Here is a 19,988-nt window from a genome sequence, read left to right on the forward strand (position 1 = left end):
CCCTACCTCTACAAATCTTTTCTGCCAGGGGCTTGCCAAGCCCCTTTTTATGCACTAATTTTGTAACCGTTTACATTAATAACAATAATCACACGTTATCAACCATAAGCCCAACCTCCATAATACTAATAATTTTGATATTTAAATCAGCATCTTATCTAGAATTAACCAGAACAAACCCGAATTTTGCTCTCACGGTCAACACCTTTTATGGATGTATTATTTTCCAAAAACCTGTAACCGATTACAAAAATGTGTGTTTTATGGGCAACAATTGAAAAAATGGAGAGGATGTCAGGAAGAGGGTTTAAAAGGGGAGCGTCGCCAACTATGGCTACAGAAAACCGCCCTGAGCAAAGGGCACTATCGACAATAATCATAATGAGGATATTCCAGTGAAAACATCAACCTTGATCAAACACGTCTCCGCTATAGCAATGGCTATTGCAGCCGCCAGCAGCAGCGCGGGCATTTATGTCTCGGGTAGTACCGTGTATGAAAACAGCTCGCCGTTTGTGATGCGCGGAGTCAATGTCGCTCACGCCTGGTATGCCGATAAAACCAGCAGCTCACTAAGTGACATTTCCAAAACCGGCGCCAACACCGTGCGGGTAGTACTGGCGACAGGAAAGCTGTGGAGCAAGACTTCCGAATCACAAGTCGCCAGCATTATTAGCCAGGCCAAAGCCAATAAACTGATTGCCGTGCTGGAAGTGCACGATACCACCGGTTACGGCGAACAGACTGCCGCTACGCTCAATGAGGCGGTCGATTACTGGATCAGCATAAAAAACTCGCTGATCGGACAGGAAGATTACGTCGTCATCAATATCGGCAATGAACCTTTTGGCAACGGCCAATCTGCCAGCACCTGGACTAACGGCCACAAAAATGCCATCAGCCGCTTGCGCGCCGCCGGTTTCAAGCACGCCTTGATGGTCGATGCCGCCAACTGGGGGCAGGATTGGCAAAACATCATGCGCGACAACGCCGCCAGCGTGTTAGCCAGCGACCCGCAAAAGAACGTGATGTTCAGCGTGCACATGTATCAGGTGTACAACAACGCGAGCATCATCAATAGCTACATGTCATCGTTCAAGAGCAATGGTCTGGCCCTAGTGGTGGGTGAGTTCGCAGCGGACCACTTCGGCGAGAACGTCGATGAAGGCTCAATCATGAGCTACGCCAAACAGTATAACTACGGCTATATCGGCTGGTCATGGGCGGGTAATGGGTCGGGGTTAACATCACTGGATATAGCCCAAAACTTCAATCCCAGCACCTTAAGCTCATGGGGTAATACCCTGATCAACAGCGCGAATGGGATTAAAGCCACCTCCAAAAAAGCAACCATCTTTGGTGGAGGCAGCAGTTCTTCTGCAGCCTCAGGTGGTACCTGCAATTGGTATGGCACCAACTACCCGATTTGCGTCAATACCAGTTCCGGGTGGGGCTGGGAAAACAACAAAAGCTGCATAGCCCGCAGTACTTGCAGCTCGCAGTAATACTTTAAGTCTTCAGGAGTTGTCTCTCCCCTCTTGGGCGATGTACGAAAGTGCATCGCCTTTTTTATTGGCTGATGCGACAATATCGAGACCAATCGAATATGGAATTTTTATTGATACCAGAAAACGAACAAGGAAGAATAAAGCAAAAAACGGGGGGGAGGGATTTAATCAGGAGGAGGATAGACAGGAGGTGGAAACTCAAATCCTTTTGAGCTCACTAAACCACTCACTCATATCATGGTCATGCCAGTTCTTTATACACTTGGTTTTTTAAAAAACCCAATGCACCAAACCACAAATGTGACACACGTCCTATATTTGTCGCTGAATACATCTAAATATTACAAAGCATTACAGCATTTTTGTGATTGGCATCAAATAACACCTACAAAAAAAGCGCCTAAAAGCGCTTTTTTTGGAATAAGCCAATCTGGTACTTTTCGGTTTATTTACTGTGGGCAAAACGCTTGCGCAGCACAAACAAAACCGTAAAAGCGATAATCAGGAAAGCAGGGAAAAGTGCCAGGTTTTGCAAAGTAGCCTGACCCGCCGTCAGCTCTACCGCTTCCGCTGGAACACCATTGGCAATGGCTTCGGCTTTTGCATCATCCAGCCAACCGCCAATCACCGGGTTCCACATGCTCATGGAGAACATTCCCGCACCACCTAACAGCGACATCCCCAGTGCACCGGTTTTGGGTTGATATTCGCTGATAAACCCGATCATGGTCGGCCAGAAATAAGTCACACCCAACGCGAATACCATAGCGGCGATATAAATCAATCCGCCAGAGGCGATGCTGAGTAAGTAAATACCAATAGTAGTCACCACAGCCGACATCAACAGCACTCCAACCGGATTAAGCGCCTCAACAATCGGCCCTGCAAAAAAGCGCCCCAGCGCCATCAACCCGGTTACCAGCGCAAGCACCAACATCGGGTGTGCACCCGATGCACCGAAAATACGGTCTACCCACTGCTGGGTACCAAATTCGGATGCGGCGGTGACAGTCATGCAGAAGAACATAAAAATAAACAACGGCGAGAAGAGCGCCTTGATATTGGTTTTGGTTGATGTCTCGGAATTTGCCATAGTCGGGAAGGGCTGACCGAAAATCATCACGCCGTAAATAATCGTCGGGATAATCATGATCGCAATCTGCCATTGCCAATCCAGGCCCAATTTAGTCATCAAGCTGGATACCAAGGCACCAATCACAATCCCGCCCGGGAACCAGACGTGGAATTTATTGAGCATCGCTGTTTTACGGGTGTGATAAATATCGGCGATCAACGGGTTGCAAGCTGCTTCAACCGAGCCATTGGCGAAGCCGATAAAGAAGCTCGATAACAACAGCGTGACAAAGCCATTGGCGGTGATGGTCAACACCAAACCGAGCAAATGACAGGCAAATGCCAGATACATCAGCGTGCGCGCACCGACATGGTTGTAAATCAAACCGCCAAACATCATAGCGACCGGAAAGCCGAGAAACGCCATGCCGTTAATCCAACCCAACTGGGCATTAGTAAAATCAAAGTCTGCGCTGAGCTGGGTGAGGATGCCTGCGCGAATCGCGAAGGTCATGGCCGTCACAATCAGCGCAACACAGCAGGCTACAAACAGCCGCTGTGGATTAATCGTTGCAGAGGAGGTGGTCATAATGGTTATACCTTTTGTTATTGGGGTCTTTTGTTATTAGTCAGTGCGTTCGAGTAAAACATTACACCAGCGGCGTCCAAACACCATCGCGCTGGGATGAGGTTAGCACGGCTTGGATAAAGCGCATACCTTCCACACCGGTATCGATATTCGGTACCCAGTTTTGCAAGAAATGCGATTCACCTTGCTGACGCGCGATAAGAATGTCGGCGATATCTTTATACAAATTTGCGAAACCTTCGAGATAACCTTCCGGATGACCACCGGGTGTACGCATACCGCGCGCTGCAATCTCGCTGCCGATATCACCGCGACGGGTGATGCGTTGACGCGGTTTATTTAATTCGCCAAACCACAACTCATTGGGGTTTTCCTGCGCCCATTCGATGCCGGCTTTTTCGCCATAAATACGGATGCGCAAACCATTTTCACATCCGGGCGCAACCTGGCTACTCCACAACATACCTTTGGCACCGCCATCAAAACGCAGTAGCGCATGTACGTTGTCATCTACCAAACGGCCATCGACAAAACTGGTGAGATCCGCGCTAACAGCACTGAGTTTTTGCTGCGTAATAAAACGCGCAAGTTGAAATGCGTGAGTGCCGATATCGCCCAAACAACCGGCAAGACCCGAACGCGCCGGGTCAGTGCGCCATGAGGCTTGTTTGTTATCGTCCGCCGCCGCTTCGGTGAGCCATTCTTGTGGATACTCCACCTGCACCACGCGCACTTTGCCGAGTTTGCCCTGCTCCACTAATTCACGCGCGTACCGCACTAATGGATAAGCGCTGTAATTGTGGGTGAGCGCAAAAAAACAGCCGCTCTTTTTTACGATTTGCTCAAGCTCCAGCGCTTCTTCCAAAGTACGCGTCACCGGCTTATCACAAATCACATCAATGCCCGCTTCCAAACAGGCTTTAGCGACGGGAAAGTGCATATGATTCGGCGTCACAATCACGACAGCTTGAATGCCATCAGCGCGTGTTTTTTCTACGCGCAACATTTCTTCATACGACATGTAAGCGCGATCGGCCGCGATATGTAAATCTGCTGCCGAGGCTTTGGCATTTTCCGGATTCGCAGAGAGCGCACCGGCAACCAATTCAAAACGGTCGTCCATACGCGCGGCGATACGATGCACTGCACCGATAAACGCACCGCGACCACCACCGACCATGGCATAACGAATTCTTGGAGTTGTCATAGTGTTTTTCCTTATTTTTACAGACCGAGAATTCTACGGTTTTTGGCTTCATCAATTCCGCTTTTCGCAAAATCATCAAACGCACGCTCAGTCACTTTAATAATATGCTGCTGAATAAACGGAGCGCCTTCTGCTGCACCCACTTCCGGATGCTTCAGGCAGCATTCCCATTCCAACACTGCCCAGCCGTCGTAATTGTAAGCAGCGAATTTGGAAAAAATTTGCTTGAAATCCACTTGTCCGTCGCCGAGAGAACGGAAACGGCCAGCGCGATCAACCCAGCTTTCATAGCCGCCGTACACGCCTTGCTGCGCAGTCGGATTAAATTCCGCATCTTTCACATGGAACATTTTGATGCGCGCGTGATAGCGGTCGATAAACGCCAAGTAATCGAGTTGCTGCAACACAAAATGCGAAGGATCAAACAAAATATTTGCGCGCGGATGATTATTTACCGCCGCGAGGAAGCGCTCGAAAGTCGCACCATCATGCAGGTCTTCACCGGGGTGGATTTCGTAGCAGACATCAACGCCCGCTTTATCAAACGCATCCAGAATCGGCAGCCAGCGGTTCGCCAGTTCTTCAAAACCTTTTTCCACCAAACCGGCAGGGCGCTGTGGCCAGGGATACAAATAGGGCCAGAGCAAGGCGCCCGAGAAAGTCGCGTGCGCTTTCAAACCGAGATTTTTACTCGCCTGCGCAGCAAACAGTAATTGCTCAACCGCCCATGCTTGACGAGCTTTAGGATTGCCGCGCACAGACTCAGGCGCGAAGCCATCAAACATATCATCGTAAGCGGGATGCACCGCAACAAGTTGTCCTTGTAGATGGGTGGACAATTCCGTCGCCACCAAACCGTGTTTGGCCAGGGTCGCCTGGAATTGCGCGCAGTATTCCGGGCTTTTCGCCGCCTGCTCCAGATCAAATACGCGCTTGTCCCAAGTGGGAATTTGTACGCCTTTAAAACCCAGACTTGCCACCCAACCGGCAATGGCATCGAGGCTGTTAAACGGGGCGGTATCACCTAAAAATTGGGCCAAAAAGATGGCGGGGCCTTTGAGGGTTTTCATCGTCGTTCTCCGGGCGGTAGCAGGACGGATCAAGTCCGTATTGTTTTTAATTGTCAGACTCGCAACCCTTAAAAACCGGGCGCAAGCCTATAAATATAAGATTTATTATTTCAGGCGCAAGACTTTATTCCATGTCGCCCAAGGGCGCGATACACCAAACAGTTATTTACACTTCTTATAACCGGCACAGGTGAAAATCAATGCCGGCTGGTTGACCTCCAGTATAGATACATATAACCGCAAGGTGACTTACGGCAGAGGGAACAAGGCTGCAGGTTGGACAAAAATCTTCCACAGCGATGCGGGCAACTGATGAAAGGTTTTTTGATAGCGCGGAGCACTGGCTGTTTCGCCGGTAACATCGCGGATATAAATAGCGCGGACCTGCTCAGGATAATCCCGCGCTATATCGGCATAAATTTCCGGATCGGCTTCTCCCGAATCGCCAATCAATAAAAACTGGCGCTGCGGATATTGCTTTAACAGTGCACGAATGGCTGCGTGTTTGTGGCGCTCAGAACTGCTGCCTTTACGAAACAATTCTTCCGTTATTTTTACCTGACGCAAATGCATGCTGCCTTTGGGAAAACCCTGCTCGCGCAAAAAATTATCCAACACTGGATAAAGCTGGTGCGGGCTGCCCGACACATAATGAAATGTTATACCTTGGTGTTCACCAACAAGCGTCTGATAAAATTCACGCATACCCAGCGCCGCTTTAGATGGCCGCACAAAAGTATTTAATAATAATTCGTGCGTATCCAACACATGGCTGTCCTTGATGGTATCGTCAATATCCGAGACCACCGACAACCCTTGCGCAGGCACCAACATCACCTCACCAGAAAATACGCGCTTATCATTTTCAGACAAGCTGGCAGTGAAGGGCAACCAGCGGATAGCGTTATTCATTTCACCGATTTTTTCCGCATCGATACGAATGGTTTTGTAAGTGAACCCACGAGCATTGGTGGGCGGCAGTTTATAGGTATCCGCTGCACCAAATTTAATTTTTATTTGTTTGCGCCGTTCCGAATCGAATCTAAAAAGTTGAGTGCGCGTTTCAAAATTGATTTTTTCTGCTTCGGTTAAGCTTGCAAGATCCACATCCAGCCATAACGCCAGCGCCTCTTTAGCGCCAGGGCGCGATTCAGACTCATGCACCCATGCAGAAATGTGCGCTTCAATTTTTCCGTTAGCAGTTAGGTGCGCGCTGGTCGGGTAAAAAATAACGCGCTCATCGGATTTTAATTCGCTGGCGAAAGTGCATTGAGCCAATACCAACAATATACAAACATTAACAACAGACACGAAGATCTTTTTCATTTTTATCCTATCCTTAACTCGCAAAAAATAAAAACAGTTTGCCATCAATTAACTGTCCGATATTGATTTCAATATCACCGGAAACGAAACCTCCGCCAATGCGCCAAATGCGCGATGGGATTTCAACGTCGAGCGGCTGGTTGCGGGGCTGGGCAAGCCGCATAAAAAGCGTGCCAATTGACGTGGCTGACGCAACACTGCATGGTCTTCATTTTTTAGATTGTCGATCAGGGTTTGCTGTGCAGATGTAAGTGGCGCAGCGATTGGCAATTCAACTTGTGCGGGTGAAGTGTTGCGGCAGTGATTGCAAATGCCGCAGGCCTGCGCGCTGGCCTCGCCAAAATATTGCATTAACTGCTGGCCCAAACAAGCGGGATTATTGGCAAACTCGAGTACGCTGTGGATGCGTTTGATATCGCGCGCTTCGCGCTCGGCAAACAACTTATTCAGATGTTCGCAGAGTGCATTGAGTTTTTCCGGTGAATTGATTGACTGATTATTTTTGTAGCCTTGACGCAAATTGGCAACGGTTAATTCGATCCAACCTTTTTCGGTAATGTAATCCAATGCTTTGGTAATGCGCTCTTTGGGTTCATTTAACTGTAGGGGAATGGTGAGCATATCGAGTGATAGCCATTTTCTGCCCATGCGCCCGGCGGAAAATAATTGCTGTAAAAACGCGGCGCGGTCTGCGTCAAACTGGGACAGGATAAATTGTTTATCCTGAATGAAACTGACTTTGTATTCGGTGTAAAACGGGCTCTGGGCGCTGAAGACATGTTGCAATTCAAGATAGGTGAGTGCGGTATTTAATACCAGCGGGCGCAGGTCAAACTGGTTGGACAATTCGTAAGTGGAAATATCAAACACATCATCAAACGCAAGCAAGTGTTCGACTAGCGCGCGCAAGCTTTCGGCGGTGGGTGTATCGCCGTAGGTAAAATTTTCCAGCACGCGGATATCATCGCCCAATGCCAGCATTTCGCACAGGGATGGATTGCCATCGCGCCCGGCGCGGCCAATTTCCTGTACGTAGTTTTCAATCGATTTGGGTAAATTAAAATGGTAGACGGCGCGGATATTACTTTTATCGATACCCATGCCAAACGCGATAGTCGCGACTACAATCGGCACTTCTCCGCTCATAAACTGGTTTTGTACTTGTTCGCGCTCATCGTCTTTTAAACCGGCGTGATAGTGCGCCGCACTTAAACCTGCCACGTTAATCGCCGCCGCAACTTCTTCTGCCGTTTTTTGCAGGGTGACGTAAACAATAGTCGCGGCAGCGCGCGGGTGTTTGTGCAAACGCGCTAATAATAATTCGATGCGTGTCTCTGCAGTGCAAGGTGTTACACGCAATTGCAAATTGGGGCGCGCAAAGCTTGTCTGGATGTGATGCTGTGGCTGGATCGCAAACTGTTTGCAAATATCGGCGGCGACACTGGGGGTTGCGGTCGCAGTTAATGCAAGTACACGCGCAACGCGCAATTTTTTGGCAAGGTCGGCAAGCAGCAAATAATCGGGGCGAAAATTGTGACCCCACTCGGAAATACAATGGGCTTCATCGATGGCCAGCAAGCTGATATTGAGCTGGCTGAGCCGCTGTACAAAACGTTCGTTCTTTAATCGCTCGGGTGAGACGTACAACAATTTCAAACTACCGTTTTGCAGCGCTGTATAAATTGCTTGCGTCTCATCTTTACCGAGCGATGAATCCAAACGCGCGGCGTTAATGCCCAACGCTTGCAACGCATCAACCTGATCTTTCATCAACGCAATCAATGGCGATACCACCAGCGTCAAGCCCTCGAGCAGCAGCGCGGGCAGTTGATAGCAGAGACTTTTGCCGCCGCCAGTGGGAAAAACCGCGAGCGCTGAATGACCCTGCAGCAGCGCATGAATGACCGCCTCCTGGCCGGGGCGGAAGGAGGGTAATTTAAAGGTGTTTTGTAACAGCGTTGTCGGTAAAGTCATTTTGGTTCCTGTTGTCATAAGCATTCTTCCATGAGCGATGATGTAATTGATGATGCGGTTAAACGGGCAACTAAGTCGCGCATCATAAACGCTCTGTTTCAGTTTGTGGTTTATCGGCCGCGATTTTCGTGCGCTTTTTTCTGTGCACCAGTTCCGCAAAAATACTTCCCACTTTTGTGCGTTGCACCTGCAACAGGTTTGCGCAAACCCTATTAGTCATTGCGCACGCGAACCTATGTCACCCAATGCCCCCACAATAATGCAGAAAAAATGTTTTCTCCTTCGCGCGCGTGTTTTTTCAACTGCGCTTAAGCAATTGATTGGCAATGATTTTTAACAGGTAGTTTTGTTGTGAATTAGCCGAACACACAGATTTTCGTTCGATGTTGCCGACCGGACGACAGTTTTATCCAGCGCCCTAGAATGCCTGCACCACGTCGCCTATGCACTGCATTGCCGTTGGCGATGTGCCGTTACATTGTGCAGTTAAACCGTTCCATTAAATAAAAATAACTCTGGAGTATCCACCATGTTAAAGCGGCAGTTAGTGCGGCTGGGGGCAATCTTAGTGCCTTTGGCTGCGTGTGTATTTTCCCCAACAGCGTCGGCACAGACTCTGTTATCCCAAGGCAAACCAGTCACAGCATCAACGCAGGAAGGTGCTGCGCTAGCGGCATCTATGGCGGTTGATGGCAATACCGGCACCCGCTGGGGCAGTGTGTTTGCCGATCCACAATGGATCACCGTGGATTTGGGCGCAGTGGCGACCATCAACCGCGTGCTCTTAAATTGGGAGGCAGCTTACGGCAAGGCCTACCAGATTCAGATATCGAACAACGGCACCAGCTGGACAAATATCTACTCCACGACCAATAGCGACGGCGGTATCGATGACATCGCGCTGAGTGGCACCGGCCGTTATGTGCGCATGCACGGAACCGCGCGCGCGAACGGTTATGGCTATTCACTGTGGGAGATGCAGGTGTACGGCCAATTTGGCCAAACCGCGAGCCTGCTCTCGCGCAATGCACCGGTAACGGCATCCTCGCAAGAGGGCGGCTTTACTGCGGCGAGCGCAGTGGATGGCAATACTGGCACCCGCTGGGGCAGCAATTTTAACGACGCCGAATGGATCAGCCTCGATTTGGGTAGCAGCGCGACTATCAGCAAAATCGCGCTCAACTGGGAAGCGGCCTATGGCAAGTCCTACCAGATCCAGGTGTCAGACAACGCTACTAACTGGTCAACGATTTACTCCACCACTAGCGGCGATGGTGGTATCGATGAAATCAACCTCAGCGGCAGCGGCCGCTATGTGCGCATGAACGGTGTGGCGCGCGGCACGGGTTACGGCTATTCGCTGTGGGAGTTTGATGTATACGGCAGCCGCAGCGGTGGCACAGGTTCATCCTCGGCGCCGTCGTCAGTCGCGCCTTCAAGCTCTGTCGCACCGTCAAGCAAATCCTCATCGATTGCGACAACATCGTCCTCAGCGCCAGCGACGTCATCATCGGTACCGGCAACGTCATCTTCCGTGACACCCTCTTCACGCTCTTCGTCACTTTCGTCCTCATCAGTATCATCGACGGACCAATGTGGAAGTGTGCTCAATGCACCGAGCGGTTTGAATGCGAGCGGTGTGACGACCACGGCTTTGACCCTGTCCTGGACAGCGCCCTTTACCTCGGTTCCGCCCTGCAATGCGACTGGTTATCGCGTCTACCAAAACGGCGTGCTGGTGGCATCACCCACTGCAACCAATGCGGTAATTAGCGGCCTCACGCCCAACACGGTTTACTCGTTTACCGTTGTGGCGATCAACCGCGTCGGCGCTTCTGCGGCAAGTGCGACCTTTCCGGTATCCACCGAGAGCGACAGCAACGCTATCAACTTCGGCAGCAACGTGACGATTTTCGACCCGGCCATGCCACAGGCGCAGATGCAAGCCAAAATCAACGACATCTACGAGCGCCAGCGCGACAACCAATTCGGCACCCCGCGCGACGCGATTATGTTCAAACCGGGCACTTACAACCTAGAGATTCCGGTCGGCTTCTTTACCCATGTGATCGGCTTGGGGGCGATGCCGGATGATGTGCATATCGTCGGGCAAGTGGTCTCCTATCCCGTCCTGCCTAACAACAACTCCACGCAAAACTTCTGGCGCGGCATCGAGAACTTCTCGGTCACCCCACCCGGTGGCGGCATGCTCTGGTCGGTATCGCAAGCGGCTCCTATGCGCCGCATGCATGTGCGCAACAACAACCTGATCCTGCACTACTACGGCGGTTGGGCGAGTGGCGGCTGGTTGGCAGATTCCAAAGTGGATTACGACGTAGGCACCGGCTCGCAACAGCAGTGGGTATCACGCAACAGCCAGTGGGGCAGTTGGACCGGCAGCCTGTGGAATATGGTGTTTTTGGGGATCGCCAACAACCTGCCCGGCGGCACCTGGCCTGCCTCGGCCAATACCTTTATCGATAGCACTCCCGTGATACGCGAGAAGCCATTCCTCTACCTGAACGGCAGCAATTACGAGGTGTTTGTGCCAGCGCTGCGCACCAATAGCAAAGGCTTGTCCTGGGCGAATGGCCAATCGGCCGGCACCTCGCTGCCGATCAGCCAGTTCTACGTGGCGCGCGCGGGTGTCGATACCGCCACCACCATCAACGCCGCCTTGAACCAAGGCAAAAATCTGCTGCTCACTCCCGGTATTTACCCTCTCGCGGAATCGATCAAAATCAACCGCGCCAATACCGTTGTGCTGGGTATGGGCTATGCGACCCTGACCCCGACCAATGGTAACAGCGTAATGGAAGTGGCCGATGTCGATGGCGTAACTATCTCCCACTTGATGGTTGATGCCCATGCGCTCAATTCACCGGTTCTGATCCGCGTCGGTGAAAATGGCAGCAATGCCAGCCATGCATCCAACCCGACGGTATTGCACGATATTTTTGTGCGCGTGGGTGGCAATGGCGTTGGCCGCGCGAACGTGAGCCTGTTGGTAAACAGTAACGATGTGATTATCGACCACACCTGGCTGTGGCGCGCCGACCATGGTGATGGTGTCGCCTGGGACTTGAATACCGCCGCCAACGGCTTGGTGGTGAACGGCAATAACGTGTCTGCGTACGGTTTATTCGTCGAGCATTACCAGGAGTATCAAGTGCTCTGGAACGGCAACAACGGCAAGACCTATTTCTACCAATCCGAAATTCCTTACGATCCGCCCACACAAGATCAATGGCGCAGCGGTGCAGGTGTAAATGGTTGGGCGTCGTACAAAGTCGCCGATTCCGTGACGCAACATGACGCACGCGGGATGGGAATCTATGCGGTGTTCTTGCGCCCGAACGTGTTCCTCTCGCGGGCGATAGAAACACCAATATCACCCAATGTGAAATTCGAACACATGGTGACGGTCAACTTGACCAATGATGGCGGCATCCAACGGGTGATCAATAATACCGGCGACCCGACACCACCGGGAATTGCGGTGCAAACCCCGCGAGTGACCGGCTATCCACAATAGTTTTTCACTGCTGACACACTGTTAAACAAAAAGCCCCCGCGCGTAAAAAATTCGCGGGGGCTTTTTTTTGGAGCCAGTGTTTAGTTTTTAAGAGCTGATAGAAAAGTGCCAGTTTTGCATTCAAAAATACATTTTTACCTCGACCAACCTTGGCAGAATCACCGCAGGATGACGGATTCGCTTAATCAACAGGGATAACTTTCAATGTGAACATCCCACAGCCAACAATAATATCGAGGTCAATATGAACCAGTTTGTGAGCAATAAGTCAGGGAGTGCGCTTAAACGGCTTGCCGTTTTTTCTATCGCACTCTGCAGCAGTTTTTTTTGTTTGAATGTACAGGCCGTTAACTGCAACGGCATTGCGGAATGGAATAGCGGTAGCGTTTACAACGGCGGTGCGCAAGTTAAACAAAGCAATAAAGCCTACCAAGCCCAGTGGTGGTCGCAAGGCCATAGCCCGGCAAATTATTCCGGCCAATGGCAGGAGTGGAAATTGTTGGGCAGTTGCGATGGCACTACTGCGTCATCCACACCGGCATCGTCTGCAAAAAGTTCGAGCAAATCTTCCGTTGCTTCGAGCAAATCCAGCAGCAAATCGTCAGTCGCTTCCAGCAGATCAAGTTCTTCTGTTGCAGGTAATGATTGTGGTGCAGCCTGGTATCGCGCGAACTTAACCAACTACGAATCTTATCCCGCACCGGGTAGCGATGAGTGCGTCATTTACAACGGTTGTTTATGGTCTGGATATTTTTATGGCATCTCCGGCAAACAACCTGAGTCATGGGTAATGGCCAATAATATCGCCGCAGTGCATTTAAAAGATTGGAGCTGGCTCGGCCTTAAATCCATTAACCTGCGCCAAGGCAATAAACGTATCACTGCAAAAGTGTACGACGCTTGTGCCGATTCAGATTGCAGTGGCTGCTGCACCGCTAACCTTGCGGGCGATGGCTACCTGATTGATTTGGAAAAATACACCATGCAGCGTTTTGGTTCAGGTTCCGGCATTGTGGAATTCCAAGTGTGCAACTGATAGTGAATAGAACAATGGTTTAAATCCAATCACTCTCCCGTGAGACGATTTTTGGCCGCGCAATGCGGCCTTTTTTTTCGTTTAAGTATTAATTAGGCTGTTACTTCAATTATGTTGATAGCTGCGTTTGAATTCGCGCGGCGTGCAATGTTTGAGTTGCAAAAAGCGGCGATTGAAATTAGAGATATTATTAAAGCCGCAGCGATAACTGATTGCCGACACCGGAAAATCGGTGGTTAACAATAATGAGCAGGCTTTGCCTACACGCAATTGATTGACGAATTCCGTAAACGTTTGCTCAGTGCGCTGCTTAAAAAAACGGTGAAAGTGATTGGTGCTCATATGTGCCAATGCGGCCATCTGCTCCGCGCACAAATCGCTGGTGTAGTGTTGATGGATGTAGGCAATAACGCGATCAATTTTTTCCGTCGCCGAATCAGCAAAACTCACCGGCGCATAACCATCGCTGGAAATCATACGTGCGCTGGAATCGTCCAGCATCAATTGCAAAATCTCCAACAACCACAATAGCCGCTGCATGGGTGTAGCATCCGCCATTGCTTCAAAACGTGTGCGACACTGCTGTGCGGTAGCAAGGCTAAATTCCACTCCGCGCTTACTTTTCGCCAGCAAATCGCCGAGTGGTTTTAATTCCGGCATTTGCACCACTGCATCAATCCAACTTGTAGGCAGCTGCGCCACGTAAGTTAAATGCTGGCCCGGCGCAATTAATTCTTTAGAGTGCCAGGTGTGCGGTAGTTTGGGGCCGAGCAGGACCAAATCCAGATCGCTGTAATTGGCAATGTTATCGCCAATATAACGCTGGCCACAGCTGTTGAGCGTCAGGCAAATTTCATATTCGGGATGGTAGTGCCAGTTGAAGGGAATTTCATCGAGAGCATAGAGCCAATAACGCCAGGAGGAGTTTTCGGTGGGCAAGACTTTTTCGTACATGGGCTTCATGGCTGGCTCCACAAAATTTCAGACAGCAACAATCCCACGCGGCCTGCATGTGGATTATTGAATGAACCAATCTGAGTTTCGCTAGAGTTGCCAGGTTTATAGTTTGATATGACTTAGCTTATTGGCATGATTATCAGAACAGAAATCATCCAACATGGCAAGGAGCTACTTGTTGGAGCAAAAAAATCCCCGCCGGGGCGGGGATTGGTTTAACACTTGCCCGACAAATCCTTAACGCAGACGCTTTACCAATTCAACGCGGCGGTTCTTTTGTTTACCCGCATCGCTGGTGTTATTGCCCGCCGGTGCGTAAGGGCCAACACCCTGCGCCTGCAAACGGTTAGCCGTTACTTGGTAATCTTTTACCAGCGCAGCTACCACCGAATCCGCGCGCTGTTTGGACAAGCTTACATTCGCCGCACCATCGCCGGTGTCATCGGTATGCCCCACCACATAGAGCAGCAAATCCGGATTGCGTTTTAGCAATTCCGCAATCGCATCGAGCGTAGGTTTTGATTCGGCTTTAATCTCCGCTTTGCCGGTATCAAAATAAATACCGTAAATCAGCGCTTTACCATCCGCATCAATTTGCTGCTTCAAACCATCGGCATTCACATTTACCAAACCTGCTTGAACCGATTTTTCTTGCAAGATCACTTGCTGTACACCGACTTGCGATTCATAACCACCGATAAATAGTGCGACATAGACATTACCAGTGGGCAAGGATTTTTTGCCCAGCAAGTAATAGGGTTTGCGATACCAGTTATACACATCGCCCGACAACGCCAGCTGATCACCCAAATTGTCGGCTTGTGACTCAGTGCCACACTGCGCTAACTCACACTGGGAAATAAAATTAAATCCCGCATTGGTTAATGCAGCCTTGTAGTTTTCATACACTTTTAAGGTTGAAACATTTTCAATCGTGTAAGTGTGCTTGGTTAAATCACCGGTTAATTGCAGCGGCGTTTTTTCTGTGGCGTTAATCGCAAAGGGAATCTTTACCGTTTCGGTATCGATTTTTTTATGGTTGTAAATTTTTGCTCCCGGGTAGCGCGGCAGCATGGGGTTGTCTTCTGCTTTGTCGTCTGCAGACAGCGGTGCTACTGGCTCTGCAGTTGATCCCGCATAGGCAGCATCGACTTTTATCAAACCGGCTTCGAGCGGTTCGGCTTCAAGAATAACTTGTTGCACGCTGACACTATCCTCGTAGGAACCAAAAAACCAGGACACAACAATTTTGCCCTTGGGCGATTCCTTCTCGCCTATCCAGTAATAGGGTTTGCGATAGTGATTGTAAACATCGCCCCGCACCGCAATCGCTGTACCTAATGCCGCTGCCTGAGCTTCATCGCCACAGGCCTCAAGCGCGCACGAAAACAGGTGTTTAAAGCCAGCCTGTTTTGCAGCAGCGATGTAATTCTCAGACACCTTGAGTGACGATACATTTTCAATTTCATAATTGTGCAGATACAAATCGCCCACTGCATCTAATCGGGTGAAGGTGTAGGGCTCTTTGCTGGCATCTACAATAGAAACCGGGAAGGCGTATTTTTCATAGTCATACATTTTTGCCTGTTCAAGATCCGCCCCCGGATAAGCAGCAAACAGCGGATGATCCTGATCATAACTCGCGTAAAGCGACGGGCTTATCAGTGTGGCAGCGAAGGCCAACAAAGGTAGGGGGCGAAGGGACATAACAACTCCTTGGTTAATATGACATTGCGATAATAATGGGCATGCATTGTGACAGCGAGTAGGCAAGACTACTGTCAAAAACTGAATAGTCGATGAATAGTAATCACAAAACCAGTATCAGTGTAATATGCTTTGAACACCGTCACTGTGTAGACAAAATTCATGTCCGCCAAGTTGCTTCCCAATGTCAGCGACGCCCTCTTTAAAAGCCTTGGGCATTTAGGCTTCCAGCGCTTCGCACCACCGCTGCAACTGCGGCCGTGGGTGCAGTGTTATTGGATTGCACGGCAAGATCGACTGCCCGAGGCTAGCGTCAGTGAAACGGTATATCCCGATGGCGGCACTACGCTGGTATTTAATTTCGCCAACGATTATCCCGACATCACCTTCTTTGCCACCCAAACCGTTGGCAAAATGATTTTTCAGGGATCGGTGAATCGCATGGGCATACGCTTTCATCCCGGTGGGGCATTCCAATTACTCGGGTTGGGCATGCCTGATGTAATTGGGACTGAGCTTTCTGCAGATGATTTATCCATGCACTCGCTCTTGCAATTGCGCGATCAACTCGCTGAATTGTCCCATGTCAGCCAGCGTTTAACATTGATTGATCAGTGGCTACTTGATCGCGTTAAAAAAAATAACGCCAATATCGGATTCATTCAGCAGCTATTGCCGCAATTGATTCTTACACCACAACCGCTTGAACAATTGAGCGAACACTTGCCGATCAGCCGTCGGCAATTGGAGCGCAAATTCCAACTGGAAGTCGGCTTCAGCCCCAACCAGCTCAAACAATTACACCGCGTTAAAATCGCCCGCACGTTGATTAGCCAGCGGCCGGAGCAATCGCTGACCGATATAGGCCAAGACGCGGGGTTTTACGATCAGGCGCACTTCATCCGCCACTTCCACAAAATCACTGGCCAGACGCCGGGTGAATATCGCCAGCGCAAGATGTCGCAAATATACAATTCAACTAAACCCTGATTTGTCACCATGAAGCCTCCAACAAACAGTCCCGTCAGGAGCGCATCATGCAACAACGTATTAACCAACCAGACGTTTACAAACTCCAACCCGCACTGCTCAAATCGTTAATCGGTTTAGGGGATGCCGCTGCCAGCGAATTGGAACACTCATTAATTCATTTAGTGAAATTACGCGCATCGCAAATTAACGGCTGCGCATTTTGTCAACATATGCATGCGAACGAAGCGCGTAAAGATGGCGAACAGCAACACCGTTTGGATGTGTTGCCTGCATGGCGTGAAGTGACTATTTTTTCTGCGCGTGAACGAGCTGCATTAGCGTGGACAGAAGCCTTAACCCACCTTGCCGGCCAACCTGTAAGCGATGCCTGCTTTACTGAAGTGGCAGCACACTTTAGCGAAAAAGAAATCGTCAACTTGAGTGCAGCTATAGCGACTATTAATGCATGGAACCGCATCGCGGTTGGTTTTAATTTTGCTCCCCATTTTTAAATGGCCACACTCTACAATCACAGGAGAGAGATAATGCAAGCACGCAATTTTTTACTGGTTTTATTATTGTTATTGTCACCTTGGCTGAGCGCCACACCGCTGCAATTTGAAGCAGAATATCAAACCTTTGAAAAGCAGCCAGTGTCACTGCAAGCCTTGATTGGCAAAAAACCGGTCTACCTGAAATTCTGGGCAACATGGTGTTTGGATTGCCGCAGCGAGCTACCGAGCCTTGAACAAACTTATCAGAAATACAGTGATAAAATTGCCATCTTTGCGGTGAATTTAAATATCAATGAAACCGATGAAGCGATTCGTTCGCTGCAACAAAAACACAAACTGACTATCCCGATATTAATGGATAACAACGGAACAATCGCCGGCAACTTTGAATTTAAAGGCACGTCCTTTCACGTACTGATCAATGCGCAGGGTGATGTGATTTACACCACTTATAAAGACGATGCACAACTCGCGGAAAAATTAGTACAACTCGCCAGCAATGCACCAACCGTAGCAACTGCATCCACACCCACTAACACAGCGCCCATCACTGCCTTACCCAAAGGCATCGCAGTGGTGTACTTCACTGCAACCTGGTGCGATTGGTATATGAAAGATATTCACCCGGAGATGTCCAGCAACTGCGCCAACTCATTGCAACTGGTAGATAAACTCTACCGCAGTAATCCCAAGTTGCCATTAACAGCTTATGTCACCCACCTGTGGACGGAGCAAACCGATCTGGCCGACTACATTAAGAAATTCAATATTCCCTATGCCGTTACTACGGACGATAACAACCAGCAATTTCGACACTTGAAAGCCAATGAATATCCAACGTTTATTGTATTTAACAACGGCAAAGAAATCGGGCGATTTACGCAATTTGATAATGCAGGAAAGGTACAAAAAGAAGTGGAAGTATTATTGAAAGGAAAATAGTTAATCGCACCATTTATTGCAGAAATACAAAGGACGCAACAATCAGAAAAACAACCTCTGATGTTGCGCCCTTTTTACATCACCACAAATCAAAAAATTAGCATTGCACCACTTTGGTTTTTGCAACCAGATCATGGATACAGCGTTTTTCGGCGCTGAATATAAACAGCACGTTGATCAAACTAAAGAGCTGACCAACCATCGGAATTTGGCCTGGCAACAAATAGACGGCATAGCGAATCAACAATTGAGGTTGGAATTGCGGCACATTGCCATTGAGGTCAACGATTTTTATTTCCAATACTTTCTTTCCAATGGTTTGGCCATTGCTCACCAGGAATCGATAATTGATCGCAAAGAAAACAATAAAACTGACGATCCCCATACTAAACATATACACAAAACCAGGTTCGCGCCCTTCCATAATGCCGTCAAAACCACCGGTAAAATACATCGCCGGGATAACGACAAACATCATGATGATGGAATCGATAATCGAAGCGCCCAAGCGCGCCCAACGGGATGCCAGTGGTTTTTCACTGTCATCGACTTGATTGACAAGCTGGGATTGCGGGGTGCTGTAAACGTTATTGTCACTCATAAAAAGCTCCTGCTTCTGTTTTATTCGGAGGGATCAACCTGCATGTTTTTTGTAACGCTTGGGAACTATAGCTAGAAATTGGGAATATGAGAAGGCATATAAACCATCATAACCGCCACCATAGACTAAAGCGGATAGGTCAAAAACGAGAAGTGTATTTGGTTGACCAGAAAGTGAATCGCAATCGGGTAGAGGATGTTTTTGCTCAGTGTGTAACTCAATCCGTATAAAAATCCCACTAGCGCATACACCCAAATAGCCGCACCACTAATGCCTGCATGAATCGCCACAAAAATCCCCGTCACCAGCAGGAGCGGAATAATGTCTTGCAGCGCGCGATTGGCTGTAAAACTTGCGATGGCATTGCGCAGATTCTGCTGAAATAAAAACCGCATAAACACTTCTTCAGCTATGCAGGTTATTAACAAACTCACCACCGCAAACTGCAGGATTTGTTCGACCGGTTTAGGTTGCCACTGCAAGCCCAACACCGAAATCGCCACACCGATTATAAATAGCGGCGCAAGAAGCATAAATACAAGTGACAGTCTTGCGCTCACAACAAATTCATTCGCGCGCAACCTTGGCCACAGTAAATATAACAACAGAAAACCGGCAATACCTTTAGCAAAATCAACTGACAATTGATAGCGCGCAGCTTCTCCAGCATCGTCCGCCAAACTAAACAACAGCGGATAAGCAAATCCCTCCGGCTCATAACTCGCCACCCAAAATGCCAAAGGCACCAGTAATAAAAACAAACCGACTTTAATCCAGCGATTTAATTCTTCTTTACGGAAAAACCACGCAAGGCAGGCAACCCCCAAGAGACCAATCGCATTAGCCAAAGGCAACCAACCCACAATGACCAACACAGCAACCAAAGCTGTCAGCACCAAACCCCATATCAATTCTTTTTTATTCACGATAATTTTTCTTCAAAGTTCTGTAGATTGGGTCGGGCCGCGCAGGTCG

General features: G+C 49.2%; 16 protein-coding genes. 6 read left to right on the plus strand and 10 right to left on the minus strand.

The window, feature by feature from the left end; genetic code table 11:
• Positions 1-164: 164 nt before the first annotated feature.
• Entirely contained in the window at positions 165-380 is a 216-nt protein-coding gene (locus J2X05_RS16545; RefSeq protein ID WP_310074555.1) for a hypothetical protein, read from the minus strand.
• A gap of 15 nt (positions 381-395) precedes the next feature.
• Here J2X05_RS16545 and J2X05_RS16550 point away from each other — a divergent pair, with 15 nt between their 5' ends.
• Complete coding sequence (locus tag J2X05_RS16550; RefSeq protein WP_310074559.1) at positions 396-1,505, plus strand: cellulase family glycosylhydrolase; 1,110 nt, start codon at positions 396-398, stop codon at positions 1,503-1,505.
• A 448-nt stretch (positions 1,506-1,953) separates the two neighbouring features.
• On the opposite strand, the gene J2X05_RS16555 is transcribed toward J2X05_RS16550, so the two are convergent.
• The 5 genes from J2X05_RS16555 to J2X05_RS16575 form a co-directional block, all read right to left on the minus strand.
• Positions 1,954-3,171 carry an MFS transporter gene (locus J2X05_RS16555; RefSeq protein WP_310074560.1) on the minus strand — a complete coding sequence of 406 codons (1,218 nt, stop codon included), beginning with the start codon at positions 3,169-3,171 and terminating at the stop codon, positions 1,954-1,956.
• Between the two features lie 61 nt (positions 3,172-3,232).
• A complete protein-coding gene (locus J2X05_RS16560) occupies positions 3,233-4,378 on the minus strand; it encodes a Gfo/Idh/MocA family protein (protein WP_310074563.1) in 1,146 nt (381 codons plus the stop codon).
• 17 nt (positions 4,379-4,395) lie between these two features.
• The gene (locus J2X05_RS16565; protein WP_310074565.1) at positions 4,396-5,448 is read right to left on the minus strand and encodes a sugar phosphate isomerase/epimerase family protein; all 1,053 of its coding nucleotides are present in this window, start codon (positions 5,446-5,448) and stop codon (positions 4,396-4,398) included.
• Between the two features lie 249 nt (positions 5,449-5,697).
• Complete coding sequence (locus J2X05_RS16570) at positions 5,698-6,774, minus strand: phosphatidate phosphatase App1 family protein (RefSeq protein WP_310074567.1); 1,077 nt, start codon at positions 6,772-6,774, stop codon at positions 5,698-5,700.
• Positions 6,775-6,822: 48 nt separating this feature from the next.
• Positions 6,823-8,748, minus strand: a complete 1,926-nt coding sequence (locus J2X05_RS16575; protein ID WP_310074569.1) for a RecQ family ATP-dependent DNA helicase — start codon at positions 8,746-8,748, stop codon at positions 6,823-6,825.
• A 529-nt stretch (positions 8,749-9,277) separates the two neighbouring features.
• Here J2X05_RS16575 and J2X05_RS16580 point away from each other — a divergent pair.
• Together J2X05_RS16580 and J2X05_RS16585 are read left to right on the plus strand one after the other, a co-directional pair.
• Complete coding sequence (locus J2X05_RS16580; RefSeq protein ID WP_310074570.1) at positions 9,278-12,283, plus strand: pectate lyase-like domain-containing protein; 3,006 nt, start codon at positions 9,278-9,280, stop codon at positions 12,281-12,283.
• Positions 12,284-12,527: 244 nt separating this feature from the next.
• Positions 12,528-13,319 (plus strand): hypothetical protein, encoded by a 792-nt coding sequence (locus J2X05_RS16585; RefSeq protein WP_310074572.1) that lies wholly within the window; start codon positions 12,528-12,530, stop codon positions 13,317-13,319.
• 105 nt (positions 13,320-13,424) lie between these two features.
• On the opposite strand, the gene J2X05_RS16590 is transcribed toward J2X05_RS16585, so the two are convergent.
• Both J2X05_RS16590 and J2X05_RS16595 read right to left on the minus strand, forming a co-directional pair.
• Complete coding sequence (locus tag J2X05_RS16590; RefSeq protein WP_310074574.1) at positions 13,425-14,282, minus strand: helix-turn-helix domain-containing protein; 858 nt, start codon at positions 14,280-14,282, stop codon at positions 13,425-13,427.
• 231 nt (positions 14,283-14,513) lie between these two features.
• On the minus strand, positions 14,514-15,983 hold the full coding sequence (locus tag J2X05_RS16595; protein ID WP_310074576.1) for an OmpA family protein: 1,470 nt from the start codon (positions 15,981-15,983) through the stop codon (positions 14,514-14,516).
• A gap of 162 nt (positions 15,984-16,145) precedes the next feature.
• Between J2X05_RS16595 and J2X05_RS16600 the strand changes: the two genes are divergently transcribed.
• From J2X05_RS16600 to J2X05_RS16610, 3 genes are read left to right on the plus strand one after another with little or no spacing between them, the layout of a single operon-like run.
• A complete protein-coding gene (locus J2X05_RS16600) occupies positions 16,146-16,973 on the plus strand; it encodes a helix-turn-helix domain-containing protein (protein ID WP_310074580.1) in 828 nt (275 codons plus the stop codon).
• 47 nt (positions 16,974-17,020) lie between these two features.
• Entirely contained in the window at positions 17,021-17,467 is a 447-nt protein-coding gene (locus tag J2X05_RS16605; protein WP_310074581.1) for a carboxymuconolactone decarboxylase family protein, read from the plus strand.
• 33 nt (positions 17,468-17,500) lie between these two features.
• Positions 17,501-18,412: a TlpA family protein disulfide reductase gene (locus J2X05_RS16610; RefSeq protein WP_310074582.1), complete on the plus strand. Its 912-nt coding sequence runs from the start codon at positions 17,501-17,503 to the stop codon at positions 18,410-18,412.
• 97 nt (positions 18,413-18,509) lie between these two features.
• On the opposite strand, the gene J2X05_RS16615 is transcribed toward J2X05_RS16610, so the two are convergent.
• Complete coding sequence (locus J2X05_RS16615; RefSeq protein ID WP_310074585.1) at positions 18,510-19,013, minus strand: RDD family protein; 504 nt, start codon at positions 19,011-19,013, stop codon at positions 18,510-18,512.
• Between the two features lie 125 nt (positions 19,014-19,138).
• Positions 19,139-19,939: a CPBP family intramembrane glutamic endopeptidase gene (locus tag J2X05_RS16620; RefSeq protein ID WP_310074587.1), complete on the minus strand. Its 801-nt coding sequence runs from the start codon at positions 19,937-19,939 to the stop codon at positions 19,139-19,141.
• Positions 19,940-19,988: the final 49 nt, after the last annotated feature.

The organism is Cellvibrio fibrivorans (genome assembly GCF_031457055.1).
Lineage (GTDB): Bacteria > Pseudomonadota > Gammaproteobacteria > Pseudomonadales > Cellvibrionaceae > Cellvibrio > Cellvibrio fibrivorans.